The 15,901-nt window shown below is 73.0% G+C and carries 14 protein-coding genes; 7 read left to right on the forward strand and 7 right to left on the reverse strand.

The window, feature by feature from the left end:
• Nucleotides 1–2: 2 nt before the first annotated feature.
• The 4 genes from ACGFIA_RS25675 to ACGFIA_RS25690 are packed head-to-tail and all read right to left on the reverse strand — an operon-like array spanning nucleotide 3 to nucleotide 5,513.
• Nucleotides 3–1,208: a hypothetical protein gene (locus ACGFIA_RS25675; RefSeq protein ID WP_357381956.1), complete on the reverse strand. Its 1,206-nt coding sequence runs from the start codon at nucleotides 1,206–1,208 to the stop codon at nucleotides 3–5.
• Nucleotides 1,208–2,692 carry an O-antigen ligase family protein gene (locus ACGFIA_RS25680; RefSeq protein ID WP_357381954.1) on the reverse strand — a complete coding sequence of 495 codons (1,485 nt, stop codon included), beginning with the start codon at nucleotides 2,690–2,692 and terminating at the stop codon, nucleotides 1,208–1,210. The genes ACGFIA_RS25675 and ACGFIA_RS25680 overlap by 1 nt, the downstream gene beginning before the upstream one ends.
• Nucleotides 2,689–3,696, reverse strand: a complete 1,008-nt coding sequence (locus tag ACGFIA_RS25685) for a DUF3048 domain-containing protein (RefSeq protein ID WP_357381952.1) — start codon at nucleotides 3,694–3,696, stop codon at nucleotides 2,689–2,691. Before ACGFIA_RS25685 ends, ACGFIA_RS25680 begins: the two co-directional genes overlap by 4 nt.
• Entirely contained in the window at nucleotides 3,693–5,513 is a 1,821-nt protein-coding gene (locus ACGFIA_RS25690) for a Wzz/FepE/Etk N-terminal domain-containing protein (RefSeq protein WP_357479734.1), read from the reverse strand. The genes ACGFIA_RS25685 and ACGFIA_RS25690 overlap by 4 nt, the downstream gene beginning before the upstream one ends.
• Nucleotides 5,514–6,027: 514 nt before the next feature.
• Here ACGFIA_RS25690 and ACGFIA_RS25695 point away from each other — a divergent pair.
• From ACGFIA_RS25695 to ACGFIA_RS25710, 4 genes are read left to right on the forward strand one after another with little or no spacing between them, the layout of a single operon-like run.
• Complete coding sequence (locus ACGFIA_RS25695; protein ID WP_357381948.1) at nucleotides 6,028–6,504, forward strand: UDP-N-acetylglucosamine--LPS N-acetylglucosamine transferase; 477 nt, start codon at nucleotides 6,028–6,030, stop codon at nucleotides 6,502–6,504.
• On the forward strand, nucleotides 6,501–7,076 hold the full coding sequence (locus ACGFIA_RS25700) for a glycosyltransferase (RefSeq protein WP_357470786.1): 576 nt from the start codon (nucleotides 6,501–6,503) through the stop codon (nucleotides 7,074–7,076). Before ACGFIA_RS25695 ends, ACGFIA_RS25700 begins: the two co-directional genes overlap by 4 nt.
• A complete protein-coding gene (locus ACGFIA_RS25705) occupies nucleotides 7,073–8,074 on the forward strand; it encodes a sulfotransferase (protein ID WP_357381944.1) in 1,002 nt (333 codons plus the stop codon). The genes ACGFIA_RS25700 and ACGFIA_RS25705 overlap by 4 nt, the downstream gene beginning before the upstream one ends.
• Nucleotides 8,071–8,985: a glycosyltransferase family 2 protein gene (locus ACGFIA_RS25710; protein WP_357381942.1), complete on the forward strand. Its 915-nt coding sequence runs from the start codon at nucleotides 8,071–8,073 to the stop codon at nucleotides 8,983–8,985. Before ACGFIA_RS25705 ends, ACGFIA_RS25710 begins: the two co-directional genes overlap by 4 nt.
• Before the next feature lie 58 nt (nucleotides 8,986–9,043).
• On the opposite strand, the gene ACGFIA_RS25715 is transcribed toward ACGFIA_RS25710, so the two are convergent.
• Entirely contained in the window at nucleotides 9,044–10,588 is a 1,545-nt protein-coding gene (locus tag ACGFIA_RS25715) for a hypothetical protein (RefSeq protein WP_357381940.1), read from the reverse strand.
• A gap of 101 nt (nucleotides 10,589–10,689) precedes the next feature.
• A complete protein-coding gene (locus tag ACGFIA_RS25720; RefSeq protein WP_357381938.1) occupies nucleotides 10,690–11,568 on the reverse strand; it encodes a 3'(2'),5'-bisphosphate nucleotidase CysQ in 879 nt (292 codons plus the stop codon).
• A gap of 198 nt (nucleotides 11,569–11,766) precedes the next feature.
• Between ACGFIA_RS25720 and ACGFIA_RS25725 the strand changes: the two genes are divergently transcribed.
• Both ACGFIA_RS25725 and corA read left to right on the forward strand, forming a co-directional pair.
• On the forward strand, nucleotides 11,767–12,861 hold the full coding sequence (locus tag ACGFIA_RS25725) for a PLP-dependent aminotransferase family protein (protein WP_357381936.1): 1,095 nt from the start codon (nucleotides 11,767–11,769) through the stop codon (nucleotides 12,859–12,861).
• Nucleotides 12,862–13,200: 339 nt separating this feature from the next.
• Nucleotides 13,201–14,349 (forward strand): magnesium/cobalt transporter CorA, encoded by a 1,149-nt coding sequence (gene corA / locus ACGFIA_RS25730; protein ID WP_357381935.1) that lies wholly within the window; start codon nucleotides 13,201–13,203, stop codon nucleotides 14,347–14,349.
• Nucleotides 14,350–14,444: 95 nt separating this feature from the next.
• Here corA and ACGFIA_RS25735 read toward each other — a convergent pair whose 3' ends face one another.
• A complete protein-coding gene (locus ACGFIA_RS25735) occupies nucleotides 14,445–15,284 on the reverse strand; it encodes a hypothetical protein (protein WP_357381933.1) in 840 nt (279 codons plus the stop codon).
• A gap of 84 nt (nucleotides 15,285–15,368) precedes the next feature.
• Between ACGFIA_RS25735 and ACGFIA_RS25740 the strand changes: the two genes are divergently transcribed.
• Entirely contained in the window at nucleotides 15,369–15,899 is a 531-nt protein-coding gene (locus ACGFIA_RS25740; RefSeq protein WP_357381931.1) for a peptidylprolyl isomerase, read from the forward strand.
• The last annotated feature ends 2 nt before the right edge of the window (nucleotides 15,900–15,901 follow it).

Genomic DNA, 15,901 nt, shown 5'->3' on the forward strand with positions numbered 1-15,901 from the left:
TCTCACCGGGCCCGGCGGGCCAGGTGTTCCTCCACGGCGGGCAGCAGCCAGGTGTCGACGTGCCCCAGCCGCGCACCCGCCTCCGCCTGCCGGTCGCGCAGATAGCGCGTAGCCAGCTCCACCAGGTAGAGCACAGCGACCAGATCGGCGCCCCCACCGGTCTGGTCGAACGGCGCCAGGGTCGCGCCGGCGCCGGCGACAAGCGCCCGGGCCGCCTCGACCGGCTCCACCCCGTCGTGGCTCATCGCGCCCTGCACCGCCAGGTGCAGCGCGTCGTATCCGGCCGGCACGTCCGCCTCGAACCGTTCCCAGTCCCAGACCAGCACCCGGCCGTCGGCGAGCACCGCGCTGTTGCCGCCGTTCCAGTCGCCGTGCCAGGCGCCGAAGGCCACCACCGGGTCGGCGTCCGCTACCGACTTCAGCGCCGCGCGCAGCCGCCCGGCCTCCGGCCGGGGCCCGAGCGCGTCCACCGCGGCGGTGAGCCGGGCCGCGTGCCCGCTGCCCGCCCACGACTGCTTGCGTACGCCGAGACAGCCGGCGACCGCCACCATGGCGGCGCGTTCGGCCGCCTCCGCGGCGGCCGGGGTCGCCCGGGGCAGCCGTACCGGCAGCGCCTCCTGCACCAGCAGCGCGTGGCCGTGCCAGTCGCCGTGATGGCGTACCCCGGCCACTACCACCGGCCCGAGCGGCACCTCGGCGAGGCGGCGCAGCGCGTCGGCCTCCGCGTGCACGAGGGCACGGGTCAGCGGGTCGACGCCGAGCTTGGCGTAACCGAGGGCCCGGCCGTCCGGGGCGAGCAGTTGCAGCACCGGCTTGCGGTTCGCCCGCGCCGGCCCGATGTGCAGGCTCACCAGCGCCGGCTCGCCGAGCACCTCGGTCAGGTAGGCGTCCAGCCCGCCGCCGTCGACCACCAGCCGGTCGCGGAACACGAGCGGGCCCAGCCCGAGCCGGAACGCGGTGGCCAGCCCCTGCCGGACCAGCTTGGCCTTGCGGCCGACCGCCTCGGTGGAGTGCCGGACCGCGCTCGCCGCAGCCCGGCCCGAGCCGGTCGGCACCAGCAGCCGGGGGCGGGCCGCCGAGGGCACCACCACCCAGCCGGCGCCGCCGCGCCGCAGGCTGGGCTCGGCCGGCGCGGGCCAGATCAGCCCGGCCAGGTCACCGAGGTACGCGGCGCGGCCGTCGCCGTCCGGGGGTACGCGGAACACCATCAGCGGTCACCGGTCTTTTCCAGTCGGGCCCGTAGCCCGGCGATCGTGCCCTGCGGTGCCGCCGGTGCGAGCGACCGGCGTATCCGGTCGTTACGGGCCAGCAGGGCGACAGTGATCAGGGCGTAGGCGAGCGTCGCTTCCATCACCCCGTAGGTGAACTGGAAGAACAGCATGAGGATGAGGACGAGCGTGCCGGCGATCCCGATCGCGCTGTGGTCGCGCCGGTAGCGCCAGATCGCGTAGACGAAGAAGGCGTTGTAGCAGATCGCGCCGACCCAGCCCTGCCCGACGAGCAGCGCCCAGAGCTGGCCGTTGCTGCCCAGCTCCCGGTTGCCGCACTGCTTGCAGTCCTCGGACTTGCCGATCGCGATGGACCGGTTGCTGCCGATCAGTGCCCGGTTGCCGCCGTACCCGAGGATCGGCGAGTGGTTCGCCGCGGCGACCGCACCCTGGGACAGCGTGGTGCGGATGTCGTCGCTGTGCCCGTTCTGGAGGCGCTCGTCGAAGGTGCGGCCGAGTGGCGTGGCGACGATCAGCACCCCGATCAGCCCGACCGCGAGGGCGAGCCCACCGAGCACCACCATCCGGCCGCGCAGCGCGAGCCGCAGCGCGACGTAGGCGGCGGCGATGCCCAGACCGATCCACAGGCCGCGGTTCAGCGAGTAGACGATCGGGAAGATCGCCGCCAGGGCGATGGCCACCCCGGCGGTACGGCGCAGCGGCTTGCCCAGCACGACCCAGCCGACGATCAGCCAGATCAGCAGGATCGCGGTGTTCTCGCCCCACGAGTTCGTGTAGGTGAACGGCGCGGACGGGCGGGGTGAACTGGCCTCCCCCTCGATCACCTGCTGGACCTGCGCGAACTTGATCTCCATCAGCGAGGAGACGTACGGGTGGCCGGCGATCGACTGGGGCAGGACGAAGCGCAGCGGCGCGACGAACGTGAGGTTCGGGAAGAGCGAGCCGATCCAGCCGCCGAGCACCACGACCACGCCCATGAACCCGAACAGCCGGACCATCCGGCGCTGGGACAGCTCCCGTTCCCGCAGGTTGTAGACGTAGAGCATGGTCACTGTCATCGCGATGTAGTTGGCGAGCCGGATGCCCCAGCCGATGTACTTGCCGCTGCCGCCCGGGGGCAGCGTGTTCGGCGCGGTGAGGTCGAGCGTGAGCACGGACAGGAACACCCAGAGCAGCAGGACCATCCAGATCCCGAAGCCGGGCGGCACCCGGACCGGGCCGCGCCGGCGCATCTGCACCACCATCGGCACGGCGAAGATGACGAAGACGAAGCTCGACACGCCGAGCACCCACCACAGCGGGTACAGCAGGAAGAGCGAGATCAGCGGCCATGCCGTCGGCAGCCGCCACGACCAGCTCTCCGGCCGTACCGTCACCGACCGGAGGCGGTTCCCGCCGGGCGGCGAGACCGCCCCGACCGGGACCGTCCCGCGCGCGGTGCGGGGCGGGGTGGCGGTGCTCATTTCACGGAAACCTTGGCGGTGGTCGGCGCGTAGATCACCCACGCGTTGCCGGGCTGCGGACGCAGGAGGTCGCCGCCGGTGTCGGCGAACGTGCAGACCATGCCCAGGCCAGGCTTGCGCCACCGGCCCTTCACGCTGTTCGGCCCGGACACGGCGAGCACGGCGCCCTCACCGAAGACGTTCGCCGAGGGCAGCGAGCGCGGGGATGGCTTGCGTACGTCGAGCGTGCGGTATTCCATCGTCAGCACGATGACGGAGGCGGCGGTCACGGTGACCTTGCCGACCTTGCCGGCCCAGACGGACTTCGCCTGGTCGTACCGCCAGACCATCGGCGGGCCACCGGCGACGGTGACGGTCAGCTCGGTGGCCGGCGCGACGTCGCGGACGGCGAGCGCGTCGCCCTCACCGGCGTGGTCGATCGGCGGGGTGGGCGGCTGGCCGCCCTTCGGGGCGGCCTTCAGCAGCGCCGCCGTCGACGTGTAGTCGCCGGAGAAGACCTTGCTGTCGTCGTCGGGTGTGACGCCGTCGAGGTCGGAGTTCTCGAACTGGGTGAGGAAGCCGGTGGGGCCGCCGTCGTAGCCGACGAACGGGCGCAGCACGGACAGCGAGCGGATGTCGACCGGCCGGATCTCGGTGACCGGGCCGATCTTGGCGGCGTCCCTGGAGTGGAACACGGCGGTCAGGTGCAGCGTGTCGGACTCGGCGAACTCGGCGTACACCAGGTCGGCGGCCTCCAGGCCGGCCGGGGTGGTGGCGGGGCTCACCCGCAGCGGCACCGCGACCGCCTGGCGGGCCGCCGCGGCCGGGGTGCTCACCGGCTTACCGGTCAGCGGGCCGGTGGGCAGGCTCGGCGAGGCGCTGGCCGCCGACGGCGAGGCGGTGACGTCGCCCGGGTCCACCACCTGGATCTTGCCCGGCTTGGGCTCGGGCTCGCTGCATCCCGTGCCGACGCCGAGGACGACGGCCGGGGCGAGGGCTGCGCGGAGCATCTGCCGGCGGTTCACCCCAGGTCCTCGCCGGAGTCGAGGGCGTAGCTGCGACCGTCGCCGTCGCCCCGGGAGCGGTACGTGCCGCCGGTGCCGTTCAGCGGGGCCGGCTTACCCGGCCGGCCCTGGCTGCCCTGGGCGGGTGGGGCAGGCGGCGGCGGGGCGGCCTTGCCGGGAGCCGGCTTCGCCGGGGCGGGGCGGGAGGACTGCATGCGCGGCAGGACCATCGTCGACTCGGCGGACGGGCCGGGGCTCGGCCGGGGCTTGGGCCGGTTCGCCGGTGCCGCCGGGGTCGCCGGCGCGCTCGACCCGCCCGAGGGCGCCGGCCGGGCGGCGTCGCCCGCCGGGGCGGGCAGGCGCGGGGCCAGCACGGCGCCGATCACCGGCGCGTTCACCTGCTCGAACTGCTGCAGGGCGGCGGTGATCTCGCCGCTCCGGGTCTTGCCCGCCTCGGCCACCATGATCACCGCGTCGACGTACCGGCCCAGGGCCTGGGCCTCCACCGCGTACGTGGGCTGCGCGGTCTCGATGATCACGTGGTCGAAGCGCGCCGACAGCTCGTGCAGGATCTCCAGCAGACCGGCGACCGGCAGCTCGACCTCCGCGTCCAGGTCGCCCGGCACCAGCACGCGGAGCTGGCCCAGCCCCGGCACCGGCGCCAGCGCCTTGAGCGGGGGGACGTCGCGGCGGAGCACCGAGGCCAGGTTGTGCCGCCCCTCGGCCACGCCGGTGATGGCGGCCACCGTCGAGTCGGGCTTGGTGGTGATCAGCGCGACCTGCTGGCCGGTGCGCGCGTACGCGGCGGCGAGGTTGGCGGCGACGAACCCGGCGGCCGTGCCGGCCGAGGCGTCGCAGAGCAGCAGTTGGCGGCCGCGTCCGCCCTGCGCCGGCTCGGGCACGGCGGACAGCAGCACGTTGCGCAGCCGGCCCAGCTCGCGGGAGACCCGGTGCGTGGGCGGCAGGACGGCCAGCGAAGGCGTCCGCGACGGCAGCTCGACGAGCAGCGGCAGGCCGACCCGGTCGGAGATGTCGCGGCCACGCCGGATCCGGGTGTCCAGCCGGTCCAGCACCAGTGCCAGCACGATGCCGAGCAGCAGACCCGCGCCCATGCCGCTGGCGAGGTTGAGCGTGCGGTTCGGCGAGCTGGGCGAATCGGGCAGCCGGGCGTCAGAGATGATCTCGCCCGGGTCGGAGCCGGCCGAGACCAGCGGGCTGAGCCGGTTGTTCAGGCCGGTGATCTGGTTGGTCAGGACGCTCCGCTCGGCCTCGGCCCGCTCCCGCTCCGGCGAGTTGGACGGCGCCGCCGCGATCCGCCCGGCGACGGCGCTGAGCTCCTTGTTCAACGCGGCGATCTGCTGCTTGAGCGCGTTCGTCTCGTTCTCCAGCGTCTTCTGCGCGGTGGCCTTGCGCAGGTCCAGATACGCCTGCGCGAACGCGTGCGAGCCCGACTGGGCGCCCTCGGGGCTGTTCGTCTCGTACACCACCTGGAGGATCTGGCTGTTCGGCGGCACCTTGACGGTGACCGACTTGACCAGCTGATCCGCGCCGGTGTCGACCTTCATCAGCGTCTTGGCCCGCTCGGCCACCACGAGCGAGCGGACCACCTGGGCCTCGGTGTCGAGGTTGACCTTGGCGTTGGGGTTGCTCTCCGCGCCCGAGCCGAGCGGGCGCACCAGCAGCGAGGTGGTCGAGGTGTAGCGCGCTTCCTGGATCTGGCTCAGCGCCAGCCCACCACCAAGACCGAGGGCCGCGGCGAGCAGCAGGATCCACCAGCGGCGGCGCAGCCAGCCCAGGTAGGCCATCAGGGCAAGACCGTCAGCGTCGCTCTCGGCCAAATGGGGTGAGGGCATCAGAGTCTGTCGCTCCCTTTCGACCGAGCCGGGCAGTCCACGGCGCAGCTGGACCTGACCGTGGCCTTGAGTGTCCCCGATCCGAACGGCGAGGGAAAGTCTGCTCACGTTCCGGTAAGCCTGCCCGGGTGTGGGCAGCCCGCGTAGAAATGGTCGATCGGCGCTGACCATTCGGCGGGTTTCCCGGTGTCGGGCCCGACCTGCCCCCGGACAGCCGGCGTCACCGACGGCTCTCGTGCGGAGCGGTGACGGAATCCTGACACATCTCACTTTCTCCCGGTGGCCCGGCCCGGCGTCCCGGGCGAACCGGGCTGACCTGGACAGTGGCCAATCGGTGCATGTCCCAGTGACGGGAATCGAGGAGTGAGCCGACCGGCGCGTCAGTATCCGTCCAATGGCCCCTTCAGTTGCCCATGGCCGCGCCAGTAGGTTGTCAGGACGCGTCCGAGGGGCATTCACAAAATTCCGGACGCGGTCGTCCGCGTACGGGAGGAAGTCTGTGGTGAGCGGGTCAACCGAGGACTCGGGCCAGGTCCTGCTGGTGGGTTCCAGTGGCGGGCACCTGGCCCAGCTCCTGGCCCTGGAACCGTGGTACCGGGATCGGCGCCGCGCGTGGGTAACGTTCGACACCCCCGACGCCCGCTCGCTGCTCGCCGGTGAGGACGTGGTCTGGGCGCATCACCCCACCACACGCAACGTCAAGAACCTGGTACGCAACGCGTTCCTCGCGTTGAAGGTGATCCGCCGGCGTCAGGTCGACGCGGTGGTCACCACCGGCGCCGGGGTCGCCCTGCCGTTCGTGGTGGCGGCCCGGATGCGCCGGATCCCCACGGTCTACATCGAGGTGTACGACCGGATCGACAGCGCGACCCTCACCGCCCGGCTCTGCCGCCCCTTCCTCTCCGCGATGCTCGTGCAGTGGGACGAGCAGCGCCGGATGTACCCGGAGGCGACTGTCGTGGGGAACCTCCTGTGATCCCCCGGCAGCGGGACCGGCGCTCCGCGACGCCGTACGTGCTCGTCGTTGTCGGCACCGACGTGCACCGCTTCGACCGGCTGGTGGGCTGGCTGGAGCGCTGGCACGCGAACCGGCCGGAGGTCCGGCTGGTCCTCCAGTACGGCCACAGCCGCACCCCGGCCCTGCCCGAGGCCACCCCGTTCCTCGGCCACGAGGAACTCCAGCGGGCGATGGCGGAGTCGACGCTCGTGGTCAGCCACGGTGGCCCGGCCACCATCACCGAGGCCCGGCGCAACGGCCACCTGCCGATCGTGGTGCCCCGCGACCCGACGCACGACGAGCACGTCGACAACCACCAGCAGCTGTTCTCCCGCCGGCTGGGCGCGGCGGGCATGGTGCGGCTGTGCGAGTCCGAGGCCGAGCTGGTCGCCGCGCTGGACGAGGGGCTGGCCGACCCGAGCCGCTTCGTGCTGGCCGCCGACCCGAACCGCCCGGACCCGCGCGCCGAGGCGGTCGCCCGGGTCGGCGCCGTGATCGACGAGCTGGTGGCCCGCCGGGTACGGCAGCGAGCCGTCGGACGTCGCGGATGAGCGCCCCGGATCCGGCGCCGCCGCGGGTCCTCTTCGTCGGCGGTCTCGGCCGCAGCGGCTCCACGCTGCTGGAGCTGCTGCTGGCGCAGAGTGCCGACGTGTGCGCCGTCGGTGAGGTCGTGCACCTGTGGGAACGGGCGCTCGGCGCGGACGAGCGGTGCGGTTGCGGTGAGCGGTTCACCGCCTGCCCGTTCTGGCGGCAGGTCGGCGACCAGGCGTTCGGCGGCTGGGCCGCCGTCGACCGGGACGACGTGCTGGCCCTCAAGGACCGGGTCGACCGGACCCGGCACATCCCCCGGCTCGCGAAGGACGCGCTCCCGCCGGACCAGCTGGCCGACGTGCGCCGATACGCCGACCTGTACACCCGGATCTACCGGGCCGCGCTGTCGGCGACCGGCGCGCGGGTGGTGGTCGACTCCAGCAAGCACGCCTCGCTCGCCTTCGCGCTGCGCTGGGCCGAAGGGCTCGACCTGCGGGTGCTGCACCTGGTCCGGGACAGCCGGGCGGTGGCTTACTCGTGGGGCAAGCAGGTGCGCCGCCCCGAGGTGGTCGACGGCGAGGACTTCATGCCGACCTTCTCGCCGTTCGAGGTGAGCAAGCTGTGGACCGCGCAGAACGCCGCGTTCCACCTGCTCGCCTCCCGGGCGAAGGTGCTGCGGCTGCGGTACGAGGACTTCACCGCCGACCCGGCCGGCACCGTACGCCGGGTACGGGACTTCGCCGGCCTGCCGGACGACCCGGCGGCGCTGCGCATCCTGTCCGGGGCCGACGGGACCGGCGCGGCGCCCGAGCCCGCCGCGCCGTTCCGCGCGCACAGCGTCGCCGGCAACCCGCTGCGGTTCAGCGGCGGACCGCTGACCGTGCGGCGGGACGAGGCGTGGCGGGACCGCCTGCCGCGCCGCAGCCGTGCCGTGGTCAGCCTGGCCACGCTTCCCCTGCGGGTCCGCTACGGCTATCTGGGCCAGCGGGGATCCGACGAGTCCGTGGAGAGAGCATGAGTGGGCCGAGCATCTCGGTCGTCGTACCGACGCGGGACCGTCCGGAGTTGCTGCGTGCGGCGCTCGACGCGATCCTCAGCCAGGCGCACCCGGGCCTGATCGAGGCGATCGTGGTCTACGACCAGTCCGAGCCGGACCGGTCGCTGGAGACCGACCGGGGTGACCGGCGGGTCCGGGTGATCACGAACACCCGTACCGCCGGGCTGGCCGGTGCGCGTAACACCGGCATCGAGGCGGCCGTCGGCGACTGGGTGGCGTTCTGCGACGACGACGACGAGTGGCTGCCCGGCAAGCTGGCCGCCCAGTTCGGCGCGCTCGACGCGCACCCGGACGGCGCGCTGGTGAGCTGCGGCATCCGGGTCAGCTACGACGACCGTACGGTGGACCGTTCGCTGGACCGGGCCCGGATCTCGCTGGAGGCGCTGCTGCGCGACCGGCTCACCGAGCTGCACCCGTCCACGTTCCTGATCCGCCGGGCCGCGTTGCTCGACGCGATCGGCCTGGTCGACGAGCAGATCCCGGGCAGCTACGCGGAGGACTACGAGTTCCTGCTCCGCGCCGCCCGGTACGCCCCGCTGGTGAACGTGGAGAGCCCGTACGTGCTGGTCCGCTGGCACAAGCGGTCCTACTTCGCGCAGCGCTGGGAGACCATCTCGACCGCGTTGCAGTGGCTGCTGCGCCGCTACCCGGAGTTCGCCACGGTGCCGCACGGCGAGGCGCGGGTGGCCGGTCAGATCGCGTTCGCGCAGGCCGCCATGGGCAACCGGCGGGACGCGGTCCGCTGGGCCCGGCGCACGCTGGCCCGCAACCCGAAGGAGCCGCGCGCCTACCTGGCGCTGGCCGTGGCTAGCCGGGCGGTGCAGGCCGACCGGGTGCTGCGCACGCTGCACAAGCGCGGCCGGGGCATCTGAGCCGTACGCGAGACGGGCGGGCGACCTCGGTCGCCCGCCCGTCGTCGTTCCGCTGTGATCAGGCCGTGCAGAAGGACTTCCACGCCTGGATGCTCGGCTGGTCGAGCAGCCGGAAGTCACCCTGACTGACTGTCTGGTTGTAGTACGCCACGAACTCCGGCCGCTGGCCGTTGAGGAAGTTCGTCATCGACCGGATCCAGGCCGCCCGGCCGGTGCCCGCGTCACCGGGCACCAGGTCGCTGCCGGTCTCGGCGACGCCCCACGGCTTGCCCAGCGCCTTCGACTTGCTGATCATCGGGCCGTAGATCTCCTGGGGCGAGGCGTACCGCTTCCACTTCTTGCCCCAGTTGTAGCAGTCCCAGCCGAGCGCCTCGATCACGTCGCCACCCGGGTAGAACGCGTCGAAGCTGCGCCCGGACTTCGAGTCGAGCGTCCAGCACATCAGGATCAGCGTGTTGATCAGCTTGGGATTGCCCGTCCGGTCGGCCAGGCCGGCGATCCGCTTCCACGCCGTCCGGTACGCCGCCGTGGTGAACGCGCCGCGCTCGACGTCGTCCTCCGGCTCGTGGAAGTACGACCAGTAGACGTTGTGCTCACGCGGGATCGAGGCGAACCAGGAGGCCAGGCGGGAGTCGAACTTGCCGGTGTTCACCTCCTGCGGCGACGCCTTGAAGGACACCACGACGGTTCGGTCCACCACGTCGGCGCGGCTGCCGGACCAGGCCGGCGGCAGGCCGGGGAAGAAGATCCGGGCCATCCGCAGCTTGCCGAAGGTCCGGTCGGAACGGGCCAGCGCCTGGCCGAAGGTCTCCCCGTTCTGCACACCGATCGAGGCGCCCGGGAGCGTCAGTCGCGTACCGGTGAAGCCCGGCCCGGCGTTCGCGGAGGCCGACGGACGTGCCGAGGGCTTGCCGCCGAGACCCTGGTCGGCGCCGGGAGAGGCGCCGGGTGTCCCGGGCTTGCCCGGGCCCATCGAGGTCGCCGGCCCGACCGCGCCCGGTGCCTCGCCGGCCTGCGGGTTCGCGGCGTCGGGCCGCAGCGCGGCCACCGCGACCCCGCTGCCGGCCACGGCCAGCGCCAGGGCCGCCGCCAGGGCGACGCGCCAGCGCCGCCGGGAGCCGCCGGACGACGGCGGCGGTGCCGGGACGAGCGGTGGTGCGGGCGGCTGGCCCGGCCCACCGGCGGCCGGTCCGTGCGGAACGTCCACCGGGGGCGGCCCGGTCAGGGTGGCGGTCGCCGCGGTGCCCGCGGCCCAGCCCGCCTCGCCAGCCCGGCCGGGCTCGTCGTGCGGCGCCCAGCCGGCGTGGCCGGCCTGCGCCGGCCAGGCGTCGTCGTGCGCGTCACGCTGCGGCGCCCAGCCGTTCGCCGTGGCGGGCACGGGCTCCCAGCTCGTCGTGTCGTGTACCGGCCCGTCCGGGTGACCGGCGTCGGGCCGGTCCCGCTCGGGCCAGGGCAGGTCACCGTCGGAACGGGCCGGCGGCGGCGTGCTCTCGGCTTCCGGCCAGGGAAGCGAAGGACCGCCTCCCTGGCGCGGAATGTCCTGACCCGGCCACAGGCCGGTCGGCTGCCCGAAGGCATTGTGCGGCTCTCGGTCGACCGGCATGACCCTCCCTGGCTGTCGGCGGCCCGTGTCGAGGGCTCAGATCGTCATGCGTCCCTGCCCGACGATAACCCTCATCCACCCGGCCGTATGTACCGTGACACTCAGCCGAACGCTTCACCCTGCCTGCCGGTGACGGTCGAAGCGGGCATCTCGACCCCGGTCCGGGCGATCGCGTCGAGCAACTGGTCGGCCAGTTCGGGCCGGCAGACCAGCAGATCGGGCAGGCGCGGATCGGCGCGGTTGTAGCGCAGCGGCGAGCCGTCGATCCGGGACGCGTGCATGCCCGCACCGAGCGCCACGGCGACCGGGGCGGCACTGTCCCACTCGTACTGACCGCCCGCGTGGACGTACGCGTCGACCTCGCCGGTCACCACCGCGCAGACCTTCACACCGGCCGAGCCCATAGGGACGGCGGTGGCGCCGAGCATCTCGACCAGCTCGCCGACGAACGCCGGCGGGCGGCTGCGGCTCACCGCGATCCGGATCGGGCCGTCGGACGGCTTCGGCTGCGGGCAGTCGGTGCCGAGCACGAGCTGCGTTCCGTCCCCTGTGGTCCGGGCCGGCATGCCGACCGCACCGGCGATCAGCGCGCCGTCGGGCGCGGCGGAGCGCTGCCAGAGCGCCACGTGCACCGCCCAGTCGTCGCGTCCGGCCTCGGAGAACTCGCGCGTGCCGTCCAGCGGGTCGATGATCCAGACCCGGTCCGCCTCGTGCCGGGGCGCGCGCTCGCCGTCGGCCCACGCGCGGCGCGCGTCGGCCTCCTCCTCGGAGAGCACCGCGTCGTCCGGCCGAAGCCTGGCCAGCGCCGCCGTCATCACCTCGTGCGACGCGCGGTCGCCGGCGTCCTTGAGCGCCTTCGGGTCGGCGAAGCCCTGCCGGTCCCGCAGCGCGGTGAGCGCCGTACCGGCCTCGGCCGCCAGCCACTGCGCGAACCGCTGGTCGTCGAGCCGTCCCGCCTCGTCCTCGGTCACGAGCCCCATCCCTTGTTCTCCCGGGTCTGCCGTGACCCGTCATCCTTCGGCGTCCGGTCGGACCGGCGCCAGCGTCCGTCGGATCGTAGACAGGTGCGAGCTGTTCTCGGATCCTCCGGACGCACCGGTGACCCGGCCGGCCGCCCGCATGTTGAACTTCGCGTGTATCGCGGTCGGACCCGCCGAGCCAGGCCCTAGGCTCTGCGCATGACCGCCGAGCAGCTGATCTCGTTCGCCCGTGGCGCGCCTTCGCTGGACATCGTCGATGTCGAAGGGCTCAAGGCCGCCGCCGTCCGCGCCTTCGACGCCGACCCCGCCGGGGTCACCGCGTACGGCACCTCCGTCGGCTACCCGCCGTTGCGGAAGTGGATCGCCGAGAAGCACGGTGTCGAGGCCGACCAGGTGCTGATCACGAACGGCTCGTTGCAGGCCGACGCGTTCCTCTTCGACCACCTGGTGCGCCGGGGTGACGCGGTGGTGGTCGAGCGCCCGACGTACGACCGCACGCTGCTCAACCTCAAGCAGATGGGCGGCGAGGTGCACGGCGTGACGATCCAGCCGGACGGCCTGGACACCGCCGAGCTGCGCAAGCTGCTGGAGTCCGGGGTACGCCCGCGGCTGGCGCACGTGATCCCCAACTACCAGAACCCGGCCGGCGTGACCCTCTCCCTGGAGAAGCGTCGTGAGCTGCTGGATCTCGCCGCCGAGTACGACTTCACGATCTTCGAGGACGACCCGTACGCGGACATCCGCTTCCGGGGCGAGCCGCTGCCCTCGATGCTGTCGATGGACACCCGCGGCGTGGTGGTGCACGCCTCCAGCTTCACCAAGACGGTCTGCCCGGGCGTGCGGGTCGGCTACCTGGTGGGCCCGGCCGAGCTGATCGCGGCGATCGCCAAGCGGGCCACCAACCTCTACATCTCGCCCGGCATGGTGGCCCAGGCGATCGTGCACCAGTTCTGCGTCTCCGGCGCCATCGAGGAGTCGATCCGGACGGTCCGCTCGGCGCTCGGCGAGCGGTCGGCGGTGCTGGCCGAGTCGCTGCGCCGGCACATCCCGGAGGCCCGGTTCGTGGAGCCGGACGGCGGCTACTTCCTCTGGGTCGAGCTGCCGGAGGACGTCGACGTCGACCGGCTCGCGCCGGCCGCCGCCGAGCGCGGGGTGGCGGTGGTGAAGGGCAGCGACTTCATGATCGACGGCGGCCGGCACGCGCTGCGGCTGGCGTACTCGGCGGTGACCGCCGACCGGATCGACGAGGGTGTGCGGCGTCTCGCCGAGGCGATGGCCGCCGTGCGCGGCTGATTTCTGTCGGGTTTCTGACAAAAGGGCCCCGCTGGCCGGTTCGGCTCTCCCGCCGGACCGGCCGGCACCCCCACAATGCTGCGAGTGCCGCTCACCTTTTGCCGGTGACCGGTCCGTGCGCCGGCACGACCCGGCCGGGCCCGGCGGCACGCCCAGCATCACTCCCGCCCCCAAGGGGTGCCGGGTGGGCCGTGTCGCCCCTCACCCCCCTGACGCGGCCCGGCCCGCCCGGCGCCGCCGCGTGAGGCCGGTCGCAACCGGCCCTTCCCGCGCCCGCGCTGCGCTTCCCGCCGGTCGGCGTAACCTGCAAGCCGCAGCTTCAGGGAAAGGGGGCGAGAGATGACGGACCGGGTGGCACGCGACCGAACCGCCGGCGCCGAGAGCAGCCGGCCACTACGCCCCCGCGCCTGGTCGGCCCCGGTGCGCGCGATGTCCCGCATCCTCAACGCGGACGGCTCCCCGCGTACGACCGAGCCGGCCGGCCCGGAGCGCAGCGGGATCGTCGACTGCGGGCTGTACGTCGACGGCGAGCGCCGCCCCGGCCGCCCTCAGTACGCCGACGCCCTGGCCGCCGCCCGGCAGGAGCGGGACGGCTTCGTCTGGCTCGGCCTGCACGAACCGGACCTCGTCGAGATGACCGAGATCGCCGCCACCTTCGGCCTGCACGAACTCGCGGTGGAGGACGCGGTCAAGGCCCAGCAGCGCCCGAAGCTGGAACACTTCGGTGAGATCGCCTTCCTGGCGCTGCGTACCGCCCGCTACTGCGAGCACGCGGAGCTGACCGAGAACTCCGAGGTGGTGGAGACCGGTCAGGTGATGCTCTTCATCGGGCCGCACTTCGTGATCAGCGTGCGGCACGGTGACGCCTGCCGGCTGGCTCCGGTCCGCGCCGACCTGGAGGCAAAGCGGGATCTGCTGGGGCACGGCCCGTGGGCGGTCGCGTACGCGATCACCGACCGGGTGGTGGACCTCTACCTGGAGGTGGCCGACCGGCTGGAGGACGACCTCGACGTGCTGGAGGCCGACGTCTTCGACCGGCAGAGCAGCGGCCGGATCCAGCGGATCTACCAGATGAAGCGGGAACTGGTCGAGTTCAAGCGGGCGGTGGTGCCGTTGCAGCGCCCGCTGATGACGCTGACCTCGCAGGTCAACCGCGCGGTGCCGCAGGAGGTGCGGCGCTACTTCCGGGACGTGCAGGACCACCTCAGCCGCACCGTCGAGCAGGTGAACTCCTACGACGACCTGCTCAACTCGATCCTCCAGGCCCGGCTTGCCCAGGTCACAGTCGACCAGAACAACGACATGCGCAAGATCGCCGCCTGGGCCGCGATCGGTGCGGTGTGGACGGCGATCGCCGGCATCTACGGCATGAACTTCGACAACATGCCCGAGCTGAAGTGGACGTACGGCTATCCGGGCGTCTGGGCGCTGATGCTCGCGGCGTCCTTCACGCTCTACCGCCTGTTCCGCCGCAACGGCTGGCTGTAGCCATCGTCACTCCGCGCCGGCCCGGCCGCCGTATACGCGGAAGCGCCGGCCACGCGGGGTGTCCCGCGTGCCGGCGCTGATCCGACGGTACGAGGTCAGCGGCGACCGCCGGCCTTCGCGGCGTTCTTGCCGGCCTGCACGGCCTTGGTGATGTCGTCGGCCGGACGGCCGGTGACGTCCCGGGCACCCTCGGCGACGGAGGGGACCTGGTCGTTGGGGTGGATCACCGGCTGGCTGCCGGAGGTGGCGGTCGACGCGCTGCTGCCCTTGGCCACCGCCGAGGAACCGGCACCGGTCGGGCCGGCCTGCGTCACCTTCGCGCTCGCGTCCGGGGTCTCCACCACGATCGTGTCCACGTCCTCCCGCATCGGCTCCAGCTTGTCCCGCCCGCTCGCGCCGAGCGTGCCGGTCGTGTCGAGCGTGCCGGTCGGGTCGTACTCGGCCCACTCCTGCTGCTCGCGGCGGCGGCGCATGGCCATCGCGCCGGCCAGACCGGCGACGGTGCCGGCCACCAGCAGGCCCGCGGTCATGCCCCGCGACCTGCGCTGCTTCTTCTTTCCGGCCTTCATGTTCTTCGCCTTCTTCGTCACCGAGGCCTGCTTCGCGGCCATCACCTTGCGGCCGCTCGACGCCTTGCCGGCGGCCTCGACCCGGGCGTTGCGCACGGCCAGCATCACCGGGGCGAGCGCCGCGGCGGTCGACGCGAAGCCGCTGGACGCCCGGTCCCGGACCATGACCGCGGTCGGCGCGACGGCGACCCGGGCTGCCTGGACCCGCGGGCCGACAGTGGCGCCGGCACCCTTCGCCGCGTGCGTCGCGGCCTGCCGCAGGTGACCGATGCCCTGGTTCAACTCGACCTTGGCGAGCTGGCCCTGGGTCTTTCGCCGCCCGATTCCAAACACGGTCCCACCTCCTGGGAGTTGTTCCTTCGTCATCCTCCACCTTCGAATGCCTCCGCATGGCCAGATCGGGCACATGGGAGGATCCGCAAGGAACTGAACTACGAGTGAGGAGTACCCGTGGCCGAGGCTGTCTACGCCACCTTGCACACCAACGCCGGCCCGATCCGGCTGGAGCTCTTCCCGAACCACGCGCCGAAGACCGTCCGCAACTTCGTGGAGCTGGCCGAGGGCACCCGGGAGTACACCGATCCGCGCACCGGCCAGCCGGGCAGCGGTCCGTACTACGACGGCACCGTCTCGCACCGTGTGATCAGCGGTTTCATGATTCAGATGGGCGACCCGACCGGCACCGGTCGCGGTGGTCCGGGCTACAAGTTCGCCGACGAGTTCCACCCCGAGCTGCGCTTCGACCGGCCGTACCTGCTGGCCATGGCGAACGCCGGGCCGGGCACCAACGGCTCGCAGTTCTTCATCACGGTGTCGCCCACGCCACACCTGAACAACCGGCACACCATCTTCGGCCAGGTGGCCGACGAGCAGTCCGCGAAGGTGGTCGACTCGATCGCCAACACCCCGACCGGCCCGAGCGACCGGCCGGTCCAGGACGTGGTGATCGAGCGGGTCGAGATCGAGCGCAAGCAGTCCTGAGC

Source organism: Micromonospora sp. NPDC049203 (assembly GCF_043197215.1).
In the GTDB taxonomy this organism is placed as follows: Bacteria; Actinomycetota; Actinomycetes; order Mycobacteriales; family Micromonosporaceae; genus Micromonospora.

Bases quoted from the DNA above. Each gene is read 5' to 3' on its own strand.
- ACGFIA_RS25675 (WP_357381956.1), bottom strand. From the start codon at position 1,208: ATGGTGTTCCGCGTACCCCCGGACGGCGACGGCCGCGCCGCGTACCTC.
- ACGFIA_RS25680 (WP_357381954.1), bottom strand. From the start codon at position 2,692: ATGAGCACCGCCACCCCGCCCCGCACCGCGCGCGGGACGGTCCCGGTC.
- ACGFIA_RS25705 (WP_357381944.1), top strand. From the start codon at position 7,073: ATGAGCGCCCCGGATCCGGCGCCGCCGCGGGTCCTCTTCGTCGGCGGT.
- ACGFIA_RS25710 (WP_357381942.1), top strand. From the start codon at position 8,071: ATGAGTGGGCCGAGCATCTCGGTCGTCGTACCGACGCGGGACCGTCCG.
- ACGFIA_RS25715 (WP_357381940.1), bottom strand. From the start codon at position 10,588: ATGCCGGTCGACCGAGAGCCGCACAATGCCTTCGGGCAGCCGACCGGC.
- ACGFIA_RS25720 (WP_357381938.1), bottom strand. From the start codon at position 11,568: ATGGGGCTCGTGACCGAGGACGAGGCGGGACGGCTCGACGACCAGCGG.
- ACGFIA_RS25725 (WP_357381936.1), top strand. From the start codon at position 11,767: ATGACCGCCGAGCAGCTGATCTCGTTCGCCCGTGGCGCGCCTTCGCTG.
- corA (WP_357381935.1), top strand. From the start codon at position 13,201: ATGACGGACCGGGTGGCACGCGACCGAACCGCCGGCGCCGAGAGCAGC.
- ACGFIA_RS25735 (WP_357381933.1), bottom strand. From the start codon at position 15,284: ATGACGAAGGAACAACTCCCAGGAGGTGGGACCGTGTTTGGAATCGGG.